Annotated in this window: 15 protein-coding genes and 2 pseudogenes; 10 read left to right on the top strand and 7 right to left on the bottom strand. The window is 60.1% G+C overall.

All coding sequences use genetic code 11. The features are described from left to right. Nucleotides 1–51: 51 nt before the first annotated feature. Together IVB01_RS20835 and IVB01_RS20830 are read right to left on the bottom strand one after the other, a co-directional pair. The gene (locus IVB01_RS20835; RefSeq protein ID WP_247460505.1) at nt 52–1,239 is read right to left on the bottom strand and encodes a carboxylate-amine ligase; all 1,188 of its coding nucleotides are present in this window, start codon (nt 1,237–1,239) and stop codon (nt 52–54) included. Between the two features lie 3 nt (nt 1,240–1,242). Next, entirely contained in the window at nt 1,243–2,061 is an 819-nt protein-coding gene (locus IVB01_RS20830; protein ID WP_247280531.1) for a gamma-glutamyl-gamma-aminobutyrate hydrolase family protein, read from the bottom strand. A 323-nt stretch (nt 2,062–2,384) separates the two neighbouring features. Between IVB01_RS20830 and IVB01_RS20825 the strand changes: the two are divergent. The 3 genes and pseudogenes from IVB01_RS20825 to IVB01_RS20815 all read left to right on the top strand — a co-directional run. After that, nucleotides 2,385–2,525 (top strand): annotated as a pseudogene (locus IVB01_RS20825) (MarC family protein); the annotation flags it as partial. Between the two features lie 239 nt (nt 2,526–2,764). After that, nucleotides 2,765–3,418, top strand: a complete 654-nt coding sequence (locus IVB01_RS20820; protein WP_247280532.1) for an L-fuculose-phosphate aldolase — start codon at nt 2,765–2,767, stop codon at nt 3,416–3,418. 12 nt (nt 3,419–3,430) lie between these two features. Beyond that, nucleotides 3,431–5,218, top strand: a complete 1,788-nt coding sequence (locus IVB01_RS20815) for a chloride channel protein (protein WP_247280533.1) — start codon at nt 3,431–3,433, stop codon at nt 5,216–5,218. 1 nt (nt 5,219) lies between these two features. Here IVB01_RS20815 and IVB01_RS20810 read toward each other — a convergent pair whose 3' ends face one another. Then, nucleotides 5,220–5,477 carry a DUF2798 domain-containing protein gene (locus tag IVB01_RS20810; protein ID WP_247280534.1) on the bottom strand — a complete coding sequence of 86 codons (258 nt, stop codon included), beginning with the start codon at nt 5,475–5,477 and terminating at the stop codon, nt 5,220–5,222. Between the two features lie 290 nt (nt 5,478–5,767). On the opposite strand from IVB01_RS20810, the gene IVB01_RS20805 reads away from it, so the two are divergent. The 3 genes and pseudogenes from IVB01_RS20805 to IVB01_RS20795 all read left to right on the top strand — a co-directional run. Then, nucleotides 5,768–6,163: a hypothetical protein gene (locus tag IVB01_RS20805; protein WP_247280535.1), complete on the top strand. Its 396-nt coding sequence runs from the start codon at nt 5,768–5,770 to the stop codon at nt 6,161–6,163. Nucleotides 6,164–6,842: 679 nt separating this feature from the next. After that, nucleotides 6,843–7,061, top strand: coding sequence for a hypothetical protein (locus tag IVB01_RS20800; protein ID WP_247280536.1), 219 nt, complete (start codon nt 6,843–6,845; stop codon nt 7,059–7,061). A gap of 797 nt (nt 7,062–7,858) precedes the next feature. Next, nucleotides 7,859–7,971, top strand: a pseudogene (locus IVB01_RS20795) (SOS response-associated peptidase); the annotation flags it as partial. A 396-nt stretch (nt 7,972–8,367) separates the two neighbouring features. Here IVB01_RS20795 and IVB01_RS20790 read toward each other — a convergent pair. Both IVB01_RS20790 and IVB01_RS20785 read right to left on the bottom strand, forming a co-directional pair. Further along, nucleotides 8,368–8,634: a hypothetical protein gene (locus IVB01_RS20790; protein WP_247280537.1), complete on the bottom strand. Its 267-nt coding sequence runs from the start codon at nt 8,632–8,634 to the stop codon at nt 8,368–8,370. Between the two features lie 371 nt (nt 8,635–9,005). Beyond that, on the bottom strand, nt 9,006–9,485 hold the full coding sequence (locus tag IVB01_RS20785) for a DoxX family protein (protein WP_247280538.1): 480 nt from the start codon (nt 9,483–9,485) through the stop codon (nt 9,006–9,008). Between the two features lie 326 nt (nt 9,486–9,811). Here IVB01_RS20785 and IVB01_RS20780 point away from each other — a divergent pair, with 326 nt between their 5' ends. The 4 genes from IVB01_RS20780 to IVB01_RS20765 all read left to right on the top strand — a co-directional run bounded on the left by IVB01_RS20780 (nt 9,812) and on the right by IVB01_RS20765 (nt 12,362). Next, nucleotides 9,812–10,360, top strand: a complete 549-nt coding sequence (locus IVB01_RS20780) for a thermonuclease family protein (RefSeq protein ID WP_247280539.1) — start codon at nt 9,812–9,814, stop codon at nt 10,358–10,360. Nucleotides 10,361–10,610: 250 nt separating this feature from the next. Beyond that, on the top strand, nt 10,611–11,693 hold the full coding sequence (locus tag IVB01_RS20775; protein WP_247494829.1) for a hypothetical protein: 1,083 nt from the start codon (nt 10,611–10,613) through the stop codon (nt 11,691–11,693). A gap of 165 nt (nt 11,694–11,858) precedes the next feature. Continuing rightward, nucleotides 11,859–12,035, top strand: coding sequence for a hypothetical protein (locus tag IVB01_RS20770; RefSeq protein WP_247280541.1), 177 nt, complete (start codon nt 11,859–11,861; stop codon nt 12,033–12,035). Nucleotides 12,036–12,128: 93 nt separating this feature from the next. After that, nucleotides 12,129–12,362 carry a hypothetical protein gene (locus tag IVB01_RS20765; protein WP_346015601.1) on the top strand — a complete coding sequence of 78 codons (234 nt, stop codon included), beginning with the start codon at nt 12,129–12,131 and terminating at the stop codon, nt 12,360–12,362. A 487-nt stretch (nt 12,363–12,849) separates the two neighbouring features. Here the strand turns inward: IVB01_RS20765 and IVB01_RS20760 are convergent, their stop codons facing one another. Beyond that, a complete protein-coding gene (locus tag IVB01_RS20760; RefSeq protein WP_128956029.1) occupies nt 12,850–13,044 on the bottom strand; it encodes a hypothetical protein in 195 nt (64 codons plus the stop codon). A gap of 149 nt (nt 13,045–13,193) precedes the next feature. Next, a complete protein-coding gene (locus tag IVB01_RS20755) occupies nt 13,194–13,745 on the bottom strand; it encodes a hypothetical protein (protein WP_247280542.1) in 552 nt (183 codons plus the stop codon). Nucleotides 13,746–13,813: the final 68 nt, after the last annotated feature.

The following is a 13,813-nucleotide window of genomic DNA, read 5'->3' as shown; positions in this document are numbered from 1 at the left end:
AGCTAAGTCGGCTGCCGAAACGTCGTTCCATGCGGCCGCGCTCGGGGGATGTCAGACGAGATGCGCCAGAGGCTGCCGCACCGGCGTGCCCTTCGGCTCACTGCCGCGCGCCGTGAAGTCGCCGGCCTCGGTCGAAGTCCGCAGCCATTTCGTCACGTCGGCAATGGCCTCCCGCGGCGAGCGACCGAATTTCCGCAAACTACGGAAATATTCGAGCTGAAGATGCGCCGAAGTGCCGCGCTTCGGGATCATCTTCAAATGCTGGATATCGCCTTCGATGCCGAGATGCGCGATGTCGGGCGCCAGCATGGCAATCACCGCCTCGAGCCAGCTCCTGAATGAGATCGGCTCAAAGGACGCCAGATCGATATATGTGCCGTCGGTTCCATAGCGCTGGGCTCGCCAGCGGTTTTCCTCGATCAGCGCGCGGTGCACAGGCGAATAGGTGGCATTCAGATCGGGATGGTGCACGACACGCCGGACCAGCGCGCGAAACAGGGCTGCGATTGCTACCGAGTCTGCAATTGCCGTGCAACAGTCGGTGATGCGCAGCTCCAGGGTCGGATGCTGAAGCGACGGCCGCAGCGCCCACCAGACATAGGTGGCATTGGGGACGATGCCCGCGTCGACCAATGTCTTCACATAGGTCTCGTATTCGGCGAGGTTGCGAAACATCTCCGGGAAACCGGTCCGGGGCAGGGCATCGTTTGCGGCATTGCGGTAGCCCAGCAGTCCCGTTGGACAGCCGCACCAGAACGGCGACGAGGTCGAGAGCGCCAGCAGCAGCGGCAGGAACGGCACCAGGCGGTGCATGATCTCGACGCGCTGGTCCGGCTCAGGCACCTCGACGTGAACGTGCAGGCCGCTGATAGGATTGCCGAGGCCGACCATTCCGAGATCGTTGATGACCTTGCTGTAGCGGCGCTTGCGCGTCATGCGCTGCTGCTGCGGTTGAGCCAGTGGATGCGTCCCCGCGGCAATGATGCCGACCCCGTGGTCCTTGCCGACCTCGGCGAGAACCGAGCGGTAGCGCGTGAGCTCGGCGATCGCATCGGCCGAAGACGCCAGCGGCGGCGTCGCCACCTCGATCTGCGATTGCAGGATTTCGGTGGTCAGCCGTTCGCCGAGGCGCTTCTGGGCCGCCGCCATATAGGGCTTGGGCAGCTCGGATCTAGGCGCCGCCGATTGCCGATTGACCAGAAAATACTCTTCCTCGATGCCGAAGCGGTAACGGTGCATGGCCTACGCTGCCCCTTGCGGCTTGGCATGCTTGCGAACCGCGTCTCCGAACGCCGAGAGGATGCGGGCCGAGGCATGATCCGTGCTGGCCCAATAGTCCGGATGAAAGAGTGTGCCGAGCGCAAACGCGCTCGCGCCCTTGACGCTGACGGCCTCGATCGAGCCGTCCTCGGCCACCGCTTCCGCGACGAGGCCCGGGGCCAGATCGGCGATCAAGAAACTATGCAGCGAATTCACCGGAATGGCCTCTGCGCTACAGATCTGCTGCAGGACGCCACCCTTACGCAGCGTCACCTTCTGCCGCAACCGATAGCGCGCATCCTCATTGTCCGCCTCGGGCGTGCCATGACGCTGGTCCTCGGGCATATCGTCCGGCTCCTTTGCCAGCGTGCCGCCGAGAGCAACGTTCAGCTCCTGCATTCCGCGGCAGATGAAAAGAGCGGGGATGCCCCGCGCCAATGCACGCGGGATCAGGCGAAGCGCAATCTCGTCGCGGAATTCATCGAACGGACCGTCGCGCGCCTCGTCGGCCATTTGCCCATACCGGGAGGGATGGACGTTGGTCTGTCCGCCGCCGATGAAAATGCCGTCGAGGCCGTCGAGGTAAGCATCGATGTCTGCTTCGGGCGCTGCCGGAAGGATCCGTGGCACCGCGCCCGCGACGAGCCCGACGGCGTTGACGCAGATCAAGGCGACCGAGGCGAGTTGCTCGCCGCGCGTGACCATGGAATCGGAGAGAATACCGACCTGCGGCGCGCCGCTGCGGGCTTGCCAATGGCCACGCGATGCGCTGTGCCTCCATTGCTGAAGACCATAGGCCACCGCATCCGCAGCGCTACCGAATTGATGAATGGCAGCCTTGAGCTCTCTGACGTTTGTCCCTAATCGAAGCGCCCAGTGACTGCAGGCAACGGGATCGTGCGGGTCAATTGTGGAACGGTGCTCGTGCAATTGTCGCGGCTGCTTCTATTCGTGTGTCGATGCTGAGTGAAACGGCAATCGTGCAGAATGGTTGCTGTCCGATCGAGCTGCCCGATCGTTTTACAGAGCACGCGGGTTAACTTTTGTTATGGCTCGGTACTTGAAGAAGCCGGGCTGGAAGAGACGCCAACGATTGACATCTCCCTGTCCGCCTTCGTGATGCTGCGAAGCTCGCGATCATCATCGTGGTCGTGCTCTCGGGCCTGCTTCTGCTGCTGTGCTTCGCCTCCGCTCATCTGATCGCCCGCATCCTCGAGCGCACCGCAGATGCCGTGCGCTCGCGCATGCTCGGCATGCTGCTCGCAGGCCGCCCGGCTCCATTCGCGACGACGGGATTGCAGCAGCCAGCCGGGCGTTCGGTGAGACTGCGACAATCTGCTAATTCTTTGATTTTGCGATGTATTTCCAGACGTTGCGGCCGTGCCGGCAAGACATGGGCCGGTCCGGGTCGCTTTCTCTTGCGCTGCCTTATTGCTTTGACGTACTTCCGGTCTAGCAAACGCCCATCGCCGACAAACCGCCAAGAAGCCGAGAAGAAATCGAGATGTCGATGACAGCGGACGAGCTCGCCAAGAGACAGGCCATCATCGACGCCTGCCGCCGCATGAATGCGCTCGGTATCAACCAGGGCACCTCGGGTAATATCAGCATCCGGCATGTGGATGGGCTTCTGGTCACCCCGACCAGCGTGCCCTATGACGCTATGACGCCGGACCAGATCGTGTTCATGGCGATGGACGGCTCGCATGCTCCTGGGCAGAAGCCGTCCAGCGAGTGGCGCTTCCATCGCGACATCCTGAAGTCCCGGCCCGACGTCAACGCCGTCGTGCACGCCCATCCGACCTATTGCACCATCCTGGCGATCATGGGCATGGAGATCCCGCCGGTGCACTACATGATCGCGGCCGCCGGTGGCGACAGCATCCGCTGCGCGCCCTATGCCACTTTCGGCACCGTGGAGCTGTCCGAACATGCGGTGCGGGCGCTGGAGGGCCGGCTTGCCTGCCTGCTCGACCATCACGGAATGATCGCGATCGGCAAGACGCTGGACAAGGCGATGTGGCTCGCCGTCGAGGTCGAGACACTGGCGCGGCAATATCACGGCTGTCTCCAGATCGGACAACCGCCGCTGCTGCCGAGCGCCGAGATCGAACGGGTCCGCCAGCGCATGGCAGGCTACGGCCTGTCGGAAGGGTAGGGCGGGCAGAAAGTGTTCGTGCGGATCAGACATCTCGTCGATCGCAAGGGGACGAACCGTACCATGGTTCGGCTGCGTGCCCTGCTGCGCAGCAACGAGTTCTACCTGATCCCGCTCGCGCTGGTGATCGGCACGCTCGCGGGCGCGATCGTGACGCTGATGGCCGAGATCGCCCAGATCGCGCACGTCGTGATCTACGGCATCCCTGTCGATGTCCGCCTCTCGTCCAATGCGAGCGTCAGTCCCTGGGCGGCGCTGATCGCGCCTGCACTCGGCGGGTTCGCGCTCGGCATCATGGAATGGTCGCGGCGGCGCATGAAGATCTCGAATGCGGTCGACCCGATCGAGGCAAACGCACTGCGCGGCGGTAATCTGTCGATGCGGGACAGCTTGGTGGTGTCGAGCCAGACCCTGATCTCCAACGGCTGCGGCGCCTCGGTCGGCCTCGAAGCCGGCTATACCCAGATCGGCTCCGGCATCGCCTCGCTGCTCGGCAAGTTCTTCAATCTCCGCCGCAACGATCTGCGCCTGATGGTCGGTTGCGGCGCTGCCGCTGCAATCGCGGCGGCGTTCGGCGCGCCGATCACCGGCGCCTTCTACGCCTGCGAGCTGATCGTCGGCGTGTATTCGGTCGGTAGCGCCGCTCCGATCCTGGCGGCCTCGCTCGCCGGCGCCCTCACCGCGCAATGGCTGGGGGGCGCGCCGTACTCGCTGGAGATACCGAAAGTCAGCGCCGTCGGCGTCGAGCAATACCTCGCCCTGATCGGACTTGCGCTCGTCACCAGCGGCGTCGGCATCGCCGTGATGCGCTCCTCGCCGACGTTCGAGCGCCTGTTCGCCTGGATGCCGGTCTGGCTGCGTCCGGTGATCGGCGGCCTCATCGTCGGCGGCTTCGCGATTGTCACGCCGCAGGTGCTCGCAGCCGGCCACGGCGCCATGGTGCTCGATCTCTTTCATGACATGACGATCGGCCTGATCGCACTGATCATCGCCCTGAAGGTGACGGCCTGCCTGATCTCGCTCGCCTCGGGCTTCCGTGGCGGCCTGTTCTTCGCCTCGCTGTTCGTCGGCAGCTTGATCGGCAAGTTTTTTGCCGCGGTGCTGCTCTTGATCAGTCCGAACTTCGTGATCGATCCGCTGGTCGCGATGCTGACCGGCATGGCGACGCTCGGCGTCGCCATCGTCGGCGGTCCCTTGACGATGTCGTTCCTGGTGCTGGAGATGACCCGCAATGTCGACGTCACCGCCGTGGTGCTGGCCGGCTGCATCGTCACCTCAATCTGCGTCCGCTTCATGTTCGGCCATTCCTTCTCGACCTGGCGCCTGCATCTGCGTGGCGAGACCATCCGCAGCGCCAACGACGTCGGCTGGCTGCGCAACCTCACCGTCGAGCGCTTGATGCGTTCAGACGTCGGCAAGGTGCCGTCGACCACGACGATCGCGGCCGTGCGCCGCGAATTCGCGCTGGGGTCGCGGCCCGGAATCGTCGTCGTCAACAATGCCGACGAATATGTCGGCCTGGTCATGCTGCCAGACCTGTTCTCCAACGACCTCGACACCATCGCCGACGACATCCAGGTGGTCGAGCTGGCGCGCCTGACCGATATCGTGCTGATCCCGGAAATGAACGTGAAGTCGGCGATGGCGGTGTTCGACGAGGCGGAAGCCGAGATGCTGGCGGTGGTTGATTCCACCGACAGCCGCAAGGTGGTCGGCTTCCTCACCGAGACCTTTGCCCGTCGCCGCTATGTCGAGGAAATCGACAAGGCGACGCGCGGGGTTTTGGGGGCGCTGTCGTAGTCTATTGGCCTTGTCGAGGTGGCGAGGCGACGAGGCAGGCTACGATCCGGCGGACCAGTGGCAGCACCACGAGCAGCGTCGGAAACGCGACGAGCCATGACAGCGCCCAGGCGCCGGGCCAGGTTGCCAGGAACGCCGGCGTTGCGCCGAGGCTCCGCAGCGTCGAAATGACCGACACCACCGCGGTCATGAGGACGGACAGCACAAAGGGCATTACGATCGGCGCATAGCGCGCCGGCAGTTTGCGAACCGCAATCATCTGATTTCTTTCAAGGAAAAGGACGCGTCGATCACGTTGAACCCTTAAATGGCATCGATCCCGACGGCGTCGGTTGATGCGTTGGTTCACGTCAAACGCTTACGGCGACCGAAAAACGGCGCGGCTGTTCATTATCCGCTCAGGTTGGATGGTTCAAGCTGGACCTAGTCGTTCGGTTTACAATCGTTCAAAGCGTGGCAGATCGCCGCGATCAGGAAACCATTTCAGTGGTTTGCGCGTTACGTGTCGTTTGCTGATGGGCTCTTTGGGCGAGAACAGAGGAACGTCAAATGAGCATTAGACCCATGATTCCCGCGGCCGGCCGCAGCACGCTCGTCGCCGCGTTCGCAAGTCTCGCCCTGATCGCAGTCTCCGCCTCGCCCTCCGTGGCCGCTTCGCCCGGGACACCATCCGCCAGGGCAGACGTCGCTGGCCAGGCCGTGTCGGGCGCCACCGATTTCAGCGCCGCTCGCCGTCATCGCTATTACCGGCGCGGCCCGAACGCAGCGGGCCTCGCCTTCATGGGCGCCGCGGCAGGCCTGATCGGAGGAGCAATCGCCGAGAGCCAACGCCGCGAATACTATGAGAACCGCTATTATTATGGCCCGCGTCCTTACTACGGCGGCCCGGGTTATTACGGCGGCGGTCCTTATTACGGTCCGCGCTACTATTCCCAGCCATATTAAGCGATCGTTTTCGCCGTAGGCCGCGGGTGCGATCCGGCACGTCGTCGGTCAAACTGCGGCAACCTCCGGAATGCGCGAAGAAGGGGGCGGTGCTTTGCACCGCCCTTGCTGTTTCCGGTTTCGGCTCTCCCTGCCGTCTCATGTGTGTCGCCTGCCTGTCAATCCTCCTGTGCGAAAATTCTGCTTTACCGAAATTCGGAAATGACGTATGTGTCGGCCTCCCGGCTCATCCGAGAGGGGCGATCATGTGTCGTGATGATCGCGGAGCCGGGCTTGCGGTGGACGCGGCAGCGTCGGGCGCGAGAGGCCAAGGGCAGGGCGGATTGCTCTCCGTGAGTCCTTAAGCTTCGCGCAGACGGACGGCGCTGTCAGGTTCGTCGCGCCAGCATGTCGATGGCAAGGTGCACAATGCGAACCCTGTGGCGCAGGCGAGCCGCGCGTACGGCAAAACCGCGTGGTCCTGGCCGTCGTTGCTACGGTCAAGCTCTTGCGGATGCGGCATTGGCGTCAACCGGCGCGGTGTCCGTGACTTCTACGAGGGCGAGGGAGGCCAGAACGAACTCGGCTCCCGGGAGAGCGCGGCATAAGCCGTCAAACCACTGCGCAGGGCTTCGCAAACAAGTCGTTTAACCCTCGAAGGCACTTCCGCGCTTTCAGCAACCACGAAAGGCACCTTAGCGTGACCACTCCTGTCACACAAGACAACACCCCGCGTAAGACCAAATTCACCTTCGAAGAAGCTGTGGACGTTTGGCTCCGTCGTTGGGCCGGTCAGTTCCAGCACGAGATCGCCGCAGCATACGTGATCAACGTGCGTGCGATTAATCACGTGCTGAAGGAAGTCAGCCACGTCGGCAGCAAGGAAGAGGCCGCGCGGCGCATGGGGCGTACTGCATAACTTGCGCTCATTGCATAAACGGACGCGGGGTCACTGGTGCCCCGCGTCGGTCCCCGAGAGATTCCAATGGCACCATGAATTACAAGCTCAACCCACTCCGCCTTTGGTACACATTACTTGATAGTCGCCCACTATCGCACATTTCTTGGTCGTCTATTCGCAGAATTGGTCAGTCACGACTCCTTAGCTTGACTATCATCGTGCCATTTCTGGGCTCAGTCATTCTGTTCAATCAAGCCGTTGTGGACTTGCTGAGCATTTCGCCCGAGGTGGTGCACCGCTGGTTCCATCTTGCGAATGAGCGCTCAGACGAAGCAAAAGTCACAGCGCACACCCTTACCCTGTCGCGATTATACTTCGTGTACTTCGGACTGAGCTTCCTTGGGTTCGGGTCCGCCCTCTTTGCTCTTTTCTGCCCTGAATCGATAAGTGTTTCCGTTCGTTAAAGCGGGAGATATGCGAGGTGATTTGAATTGGGCCGATTTCCTTCGGTGTGCACGAGAATTTGCGCCGCCGCAAATCGACATCGTTAAGCCCTTAATGGTTATCTGCTTGGGACGTTCGACTCCCTTCCGTGCAATCTCCGAAGTAGTGACCGGCCGAATGCTATCTGGCACAGGGGATGATGCCTTGGGGCCTGTTCGATTCAATGGGGGTCGAAATCTACGGCGTCACTCATACCGGTGGTCGCGGAAACGGCTGGCTCAACAGAATAGAGACCGAATGGGGAGGTCTAGCCGAAAGACTGAAGCGATTGATGCCCCCCAATTCGTCCTCCTTGTAAAAAACTCTCGGAAATGTGCAGCCTGGACAGCACAACCGCCAACTAGCCGCCATCCTCGCGCTCTTCCGCATGGTCAATCGCTACGTCGGCAACTTGCAGCCGATGCCCGGCGCATTCCCCGACTATCCAATGCCCGCGCTCAGCAACACGGAAGCCGCGATCGAGACGACGATGATGCGTCGGGACATCAGTTATCACCGCGCGGTAGCTTCGCGACAGCTCGACGTAGCTTGATTTCGATGCACGGAGCGCAGATCACCTCGCCATCCCCGGCCGGTGGCGCAAGAACGGTCAGCTCTTCGGGCGCAAACTCTTCTTCGCAATGATCGCAGCGGCGTGGAATTTCGAGCATCCGCGCATTTGCTCACGTAGTTGTGGTGGAATTCGGCAAAGGGCGCCGGAATGAACTCGCCCAAGAATCGCTGGTCAGTTGGTGTCTGGAGAACACAAAAAGTCGCGCCGACAGGAATGGGCGCGACTTTTCTCGAACAGCCCAAAGATGATCAGGAATGATGCCCTCGACTATTTCTCTTTGATCACAGTCGTGCTGCTGCTGCTACCAACTGTCCCTTCCTCGCAGACTTTGGTTTGCTTGATGCGATCTTCGGCTTCCACGCGGCTCTTGAAAGCCAGCGGACCGATCTGTGTTACGACCTCCTTGTCCGCCGGACGTGTCGTGGTAACGGTGCATTGGCGGTTCGGACCCTGCACGACATAATACTCGTCGGCCAGTGCCGGGGCGGCGCATCCGATGATTAATGCGCCAGCAAGAAGAAGTGGTGCCTTCATTGTCGCCTCTCTCTGTTCAAGTGCTGCCGACCGGCGCGATCGAGAAACCATCACGTGCTATCGCGCACGCGACGGCTCATGCTCGCTTCTGTCGGCGGCTCTGTAACTCATTGCGGACTGCAAGAGTTCCGAAAGGCCACGTCCTCAGAACGAAGCCTTGGAACGACGCGAAGGTGCCGCAACGGCCAGTTGCGGGATGATGTGCTCAGGCTCTGATGGCCATGGCGCGGGCTTTCTTTCGAAAAGCACAAACAAAACGCCGCCCGGAGAGAGCGGCGAGTACGAAACGTTCATGTGAGCGGAACTCATTTCTTCATGGCATCTGCTGCGTCTCTCGCCGGATCCGTCGCGCTCTTCCGCGTGGTTAAGCACTACGTGGAGGGATTTGCCCGGCAAGCGCTGAGCCAGCAAAGGCGCTCTTTCAGGCGGCCGCTCGCTGCATCCGCCGCTCCCATGGCAGGCTGGGCACCTGGGACGGCGAAAGCTCCATCTCCAAGCAGAGCTTGCACAACCAGCATGATTGCCCATGCGAACGGCATTTCCCATCCGCCCTCGACGAACCAGAAACTCTTACGAACCATCCAGAAATGAGTTGCGCCGAGCATCATAGGCAGGGTGTAGAGGCTGATCCATCGAGTATAGATGCCGAGCAGTAGCAAGATTGCGGCCGCGAACTCTGCGCTGAGTGTATAGGCGAGCACCCATTCCGGATACCCCGCCTTAAGAAGCCCGTTCCACCAAAGGCTAATCGGCTTTAGAACGAACTTACCATAGAGTGCCGCAACAAACAGGCCAGCAATCGTAAGTCGCAATATCAACGCCGCGTAAGGCGCAGTTCTCTGGTCAACCATCGAACGCTCCTCAAAGGATCGAAGGCACCGTCAGTGTGACGCCGCGCGGCAATCAATTGCAATCTTTAGCAGGCTCACTCCGGGCCAGTAAAACTACGGAGGAGACCGTATGATGCGCATCTTTGCTCCCGGCCAACCATGCGTCGGTGGTCGCGCTCGCCCGCCTTGGTCAATCGCTAAATCGGCAACTTGCAGCCATGTTCGAATTGTTTGCTGACTCTCCCGCCCACTGACCCGCAACACACGAGTGCGGGTAGCGGATGACGTCACGCCTGCGGGCACTACCATGGCCTCGCGGTCCCACGTCAACTCTTCACCGGAGAAGTTTGCAAACCAAACCTTTGCTTCACCACGCAAAGCTAAGCCACGCGGCTTCTTACTCGGCAGGACGAGAATGGGACTGCGATCTGAACGGCCAAGACCGCTACGGCCGCTCTCTTGCAACGTGCTTCATTGAAGGCGAGGACGTTGCTGGCTGGATGGTGCGCCAAGGCTGGGCTCTCTCATTTACGAAGTACTCACATTCCTATGATTCCAACGAGATGACGGCTCGCGAGGCGCGCTTAGGCTTATGGCAAGGAGCGTTCATTGCGCCTTGGGACTGGCGGCATCGAAACAAAAAAACCGAGGTCTTAGGCGCCGCATCGGTCCCGGTGAACGCTCAATCAATACTGCTGGGCGCAGTTTCGGCTGCTGCCGCTCCCGATCCAAATTGCGTCATTAAGGGAAACGTAAACCGTAAGGGAGAACACATCTTTCACTCGCCTGGTCAGTTGAACTACTCAAAGATCGCCATGGACAAGGGCCTCGGCGAACGCTGGTTCTGCACTGAAGCGGAGGCCGAAGCAGCGGGTTGGCGCAAAGCTGCTCGCTGAAAAAAGAAAAAGGAACCCGACTTTGAAACTAACTTCAATGGTGCTCGCGCTTTTGATCGCGCTTTCAACTCCTGCCATTTCAGTGATTTCCGCTTCGGATGCCGCTGCGTGGGGGCGACGGAGCTATCATAAACATTCATACAAACATCGCGGCGAAACTTGTTGGCGGACCAATCGGCATACCGGGGCGCGTTTCCGGATCTGCTGAGCCTTGGCCCGCGTGAGCTTGTGTTGTCGGTCGTAGTTCAGAATGCGCAGTAACCTGACGTCGCTGGACTGGGTTGAGCTTGGAAGGTCAATTGCCGAGCTCGCAGGCGCTCGTCTTATTTCGACGGCTGTCGCGATTGTGGTTGGAAGTTGGCTTCCGTGCCATGCCGCCGAACTAGCCATCCACCCGCTAGGCGAATTCACCTTCATAGACGTGTCAGGAAACTTCGAGAAGGGTGATGCTAGTCTGTTCGCGGAAAGGACGGCGAATGTACCAAAAGCCATTGTAGCGCTACGAAGCGACGGTGGAAGCCTTTTAGCCGGGATCAGCATCGGTGAAACAATCCGCTCAAGGGGCTTCGCGACGCTAGTGCCTGCAAATAGCCGTTGTGCATCGGCTTGCGCTCTTGCTTGGCTTGGCGGGACTCCACGATATATGGCGGCAAGTGCTCAAGTTGGGTTTCATGCGGCCTATGATAGCTCATCGGGCAATGAGACCGGCGTGGGAAATGCCATCTTGGGAGCTTACGTCAACAAACTTGGCCTGTCGTACTCCGCAGTAATATACATAACGCAAGCATCGCCTGCATCGATGACTTGGTTGAGCGCAGAAGATGCCAAGAAGAACGATATTGAGGTGAAACTCCTTGAACCATTCAAAACGGGTTCAGCCCTAGCCCCCTCGCAGGCAGACCCGTCACATTCACCTTCCTCGCTCCGCGCGAAGGTCAGTGAATTCGTAAGGCTCTTGTTCACCGTATGGTCCGGCCCTAACGATAAAGTCGCGGCAGTTCTTCCGCGTCTGTACAGCGTACATGTCCTCTTCTACGGTCGCGATCTCTCGGATAACGAGGTCGTCGCGGATAAGATGAAATCGATAAATCGGTGGCCTCAGCGCCTGTATAAGATGCGTGAAGGTTCACTTACTGTAGAATGCAACGAGGCGGTCGGCTCGTGTAAAGCAAGTGGCATAGTGGATTGGATGGTTCGTAGTCCTGCACGGAATGCGCAAGGCAGCGGCTCAAGCAGCTTTGAATACACTTTTGAAATGCGCGATGGACCGTTGCGGATTACGGCGGAAGGCGGAAGCGTGATCAGCAGACTGCCCACCACCGCAATCCGCTAAGTCAGAAGTCCTGTTTCATTCCATCCCGACGAAGTCGTTTGCCGAGCCAACTCTTCTCGCGGTTCGGACACATTCCCGTAGATCTACGGCCATTGCCTACGCGCGATGCTTAGCATCTACTTGACATTGATTTCTGTGACGATCTTATTTCTCGGAAAAGCGCGCATGAGCATTAAAGCCATGATGGCGACGATCCTCCAGAACCAATTGGAGTTGCGCGGCGTACACTCACTGACGCCATCCGACTATGAAGCGATCATAGAGCAGTTGGTCGAGCAGCTTAGAGAGCTGGAGCTTAGCTTGGCGGCTCGCGAATTAGCTGGCAAGCACGAGCCGAAGTAACTTCATATCGAAGGCTGGCGCGCGCATTTGGTTGGTCAGGTATGGCGACTCAATGTATCGGTCGCTACCATGAAATACGCTTCTGCTCGCCCCTTGGCCGACCCGGAAAACGCCGCTCGCAAGCTGGTTGAGATCGCCTCCGGCATCCAGCCCGTGCAGGATGGGCGCATCTTCATCGAGCTGATCAATGTCCCCTTCCTGAAGCAAGGCGGGATCGGCGAACAATTCCGCGCTGCAGTCGCGCTGGCGCAGGAGCGAGGCTGGCTAGAGCTGCATGAGAGCGGCACGTATGTGCGGCTAACGGGGCAGACCACAGAAGTTCGGTGAAGAACTAGAACATTCTGCGCAGTTGATCGCGATGGAACGTTCGCAAGAAAAGAGGGCCGAAAGCCCCCTTTTCAAGATCAGTACCGACGATAACCCCGATGGTAGCCGTAGCCGCGACGCACATAGGGGCGGCGGACGACGTAGGCCCCACGCCGATACACGGGCCTTGTGCGGACGCAACCGCGCGGACCGCAGACCACTGCAACACTCTCGACGTTCGAAGACTGGAACTGTCCCACAGGGGCGAGCGGCAACGCTGAAGCGGCTCCGGTCGAAATTGCAGCGCCACCTAAAGTGGCCAATGCGAGAAGTGCGAATTTAATTCTCATCTCGTTTCTCCCGTTGGGTGTAGTCGCCCCAGGCAGCGTAGGGGTCCTTCTGAATGGAGTGTGAGCGCGAAGTAAGATTGAATCGCCGTAATAAAGCGGCGACTAAGGAGTCCGCTCTTGCTTCGACCGCGAACATCTATCTCTGCGACAATTGGTCTTTAGTTCTTCGTCAGCGGCTTCTTTGGCTCCTCGGCGACTGCCTCAACATCAACCGGGGGAAGCTCGCCCGTGCGGTCCTTTAGGTCGGCCGCTCGCTGGATCAATCCCGACGCAACCTGCGGGTCCTTTGTCGTTTTTGCCATTCGCAGCAGCGTTGCTGCGGCCTCTCGGGCGAAGGAGGTGTAACGCGGCACGTCTTTTTTATCCCATCGAAGTGTCCCCGTGGGATGAGTCAGAAACCCGGACTGCGTTCCGGTGCTTTGTACAAAATGTACACAGGCGACAAAAAGGCCTCAGCTCCGGGGCTGGTGCCAAGCTGAGGCCTCGTGTCGGCATCACGTTATTACGGCGTGATTTGGAAGGACCAACTAAGTTCTTGCCATTTGGTTCCCGCTGCTTGGTCAGCTGGATCGGTGGCTGAACCAACCCGCTGTGGCACCTTGACTTGCAGCGGCGTCAGCGCCCAGAGCGTCGCAGCGCGAGCAAAAGAGGATGCCATCGCCGCGAGCTGCCGCGAACGCCTCAGCATGACCGATCCCCCAGCACATGCCTTCAGACCCACGGACGGGGTCAGGCTCGCCTTCGGGGCTGCCGCAGCGAGCAAGCCCTCCACCAGCACTGCAAACCAATCGCCACATTGACGCAGGCGATAGAACAACGCCACGCTACTGAGGTCGGCAAGGCCAACAGAAGCGGCCCACGCGGCTGTCGATCTCAACCCTCTTTCACCCAGACAATAGGCCAGCATCAGCCGAAGTAACGACACCGCATCTGGAATTTGGCGCCGCCGCACGAAAGCCTTCGTCTGGCGCGCACTTATCTCAAGCTGCGCAGCCCCGCCGAGTTGCGTAAGCACTCTCGTCCAGTCCTCGTTCAGAAGCGATTCGTCTGCCATCCCGGCTAGGAATCACGTGTGATTCCAACACTCAAGAATAAACTTAACGCCTATGCGGCCTTCCCTGC

This window comes from Bradyrhizobium sp. 164, from assembly GCF_023073715.1.
GTDB lineage: Bacteria > Pseudomonadota > Alphaproteobacteria > Rhizobiales > Xanthobacteraceae > Bradyrhizobium.
This window is presented reverse-complemented; position numbering and strand designations above follow the sequence as displayed.

Bases quoted from the DNA above. Each gene is read 5' to 3' on its own strand.
- IVB01_RS20835 (WP_247460505.1), bottom strand. From the start codon at position 1,239: ATGCACCGTTACCGCTTCGGCATCGAGGAAGAGTATTTTCTGGTCAAT.
- IVB01_RS20820 (WP_247280532.1), top strand. From the start codon at position 2,765: ATGTCGATGACAGCGGACGAGCTCGCCAAGAGACAGGCCATCATCGAC.
- IVB01_RS20810 (WP_247280534.1), bottom strand. From the start codon at position 5,477: ATGATTGCGGTTCGCAAACTGCCGGCGCGCTATGCGCCGATCGTAATG.
- IVB01_RS20805 (WP_247280535.1), top strand. From the start codon at position 5,768: ATGAGCATTAGACCCATGATTCCCGCGGCCGGCCGCAGCACGCTCGTC.
- IVB01_RS20790 (WP_247280537.1), bottom strand. From the start codon at position 8,634: ATGAAGGCACCACTTCTTCTTGCTGGCGCATTAATCATCGGATGCGCC.
- IVB01_RS20785 (WP_247280538.1), bottom strand. From the start codon at position 9,485: ATGGTTGACCAGAGAACTGCGCCTTACGCGGCGTTGATATTGCGACTT.
- IVB01_RS20775 (WP_247494829.1), top strand. From the start codon at position 10,611: ATGCGCAGTAACCTGACGTCGCTGGACTGGGTTGAGCTTGGAAGGTCA.
- IVB01_RS20770 (WP_247280541.1), top strand. From the start codon at position 11,859: ATGAGCATTAAAGCCATGATGGCGACGATCCTCCAGAACCAATTGGAG.
- IVB01_RS20755 (WP_247280542.1), bottom strand. From the start codon at position 13,745: ATGGCAGACGAATCGCTTCTGAACGAGGACTGGACGAGAGTGCTTACG.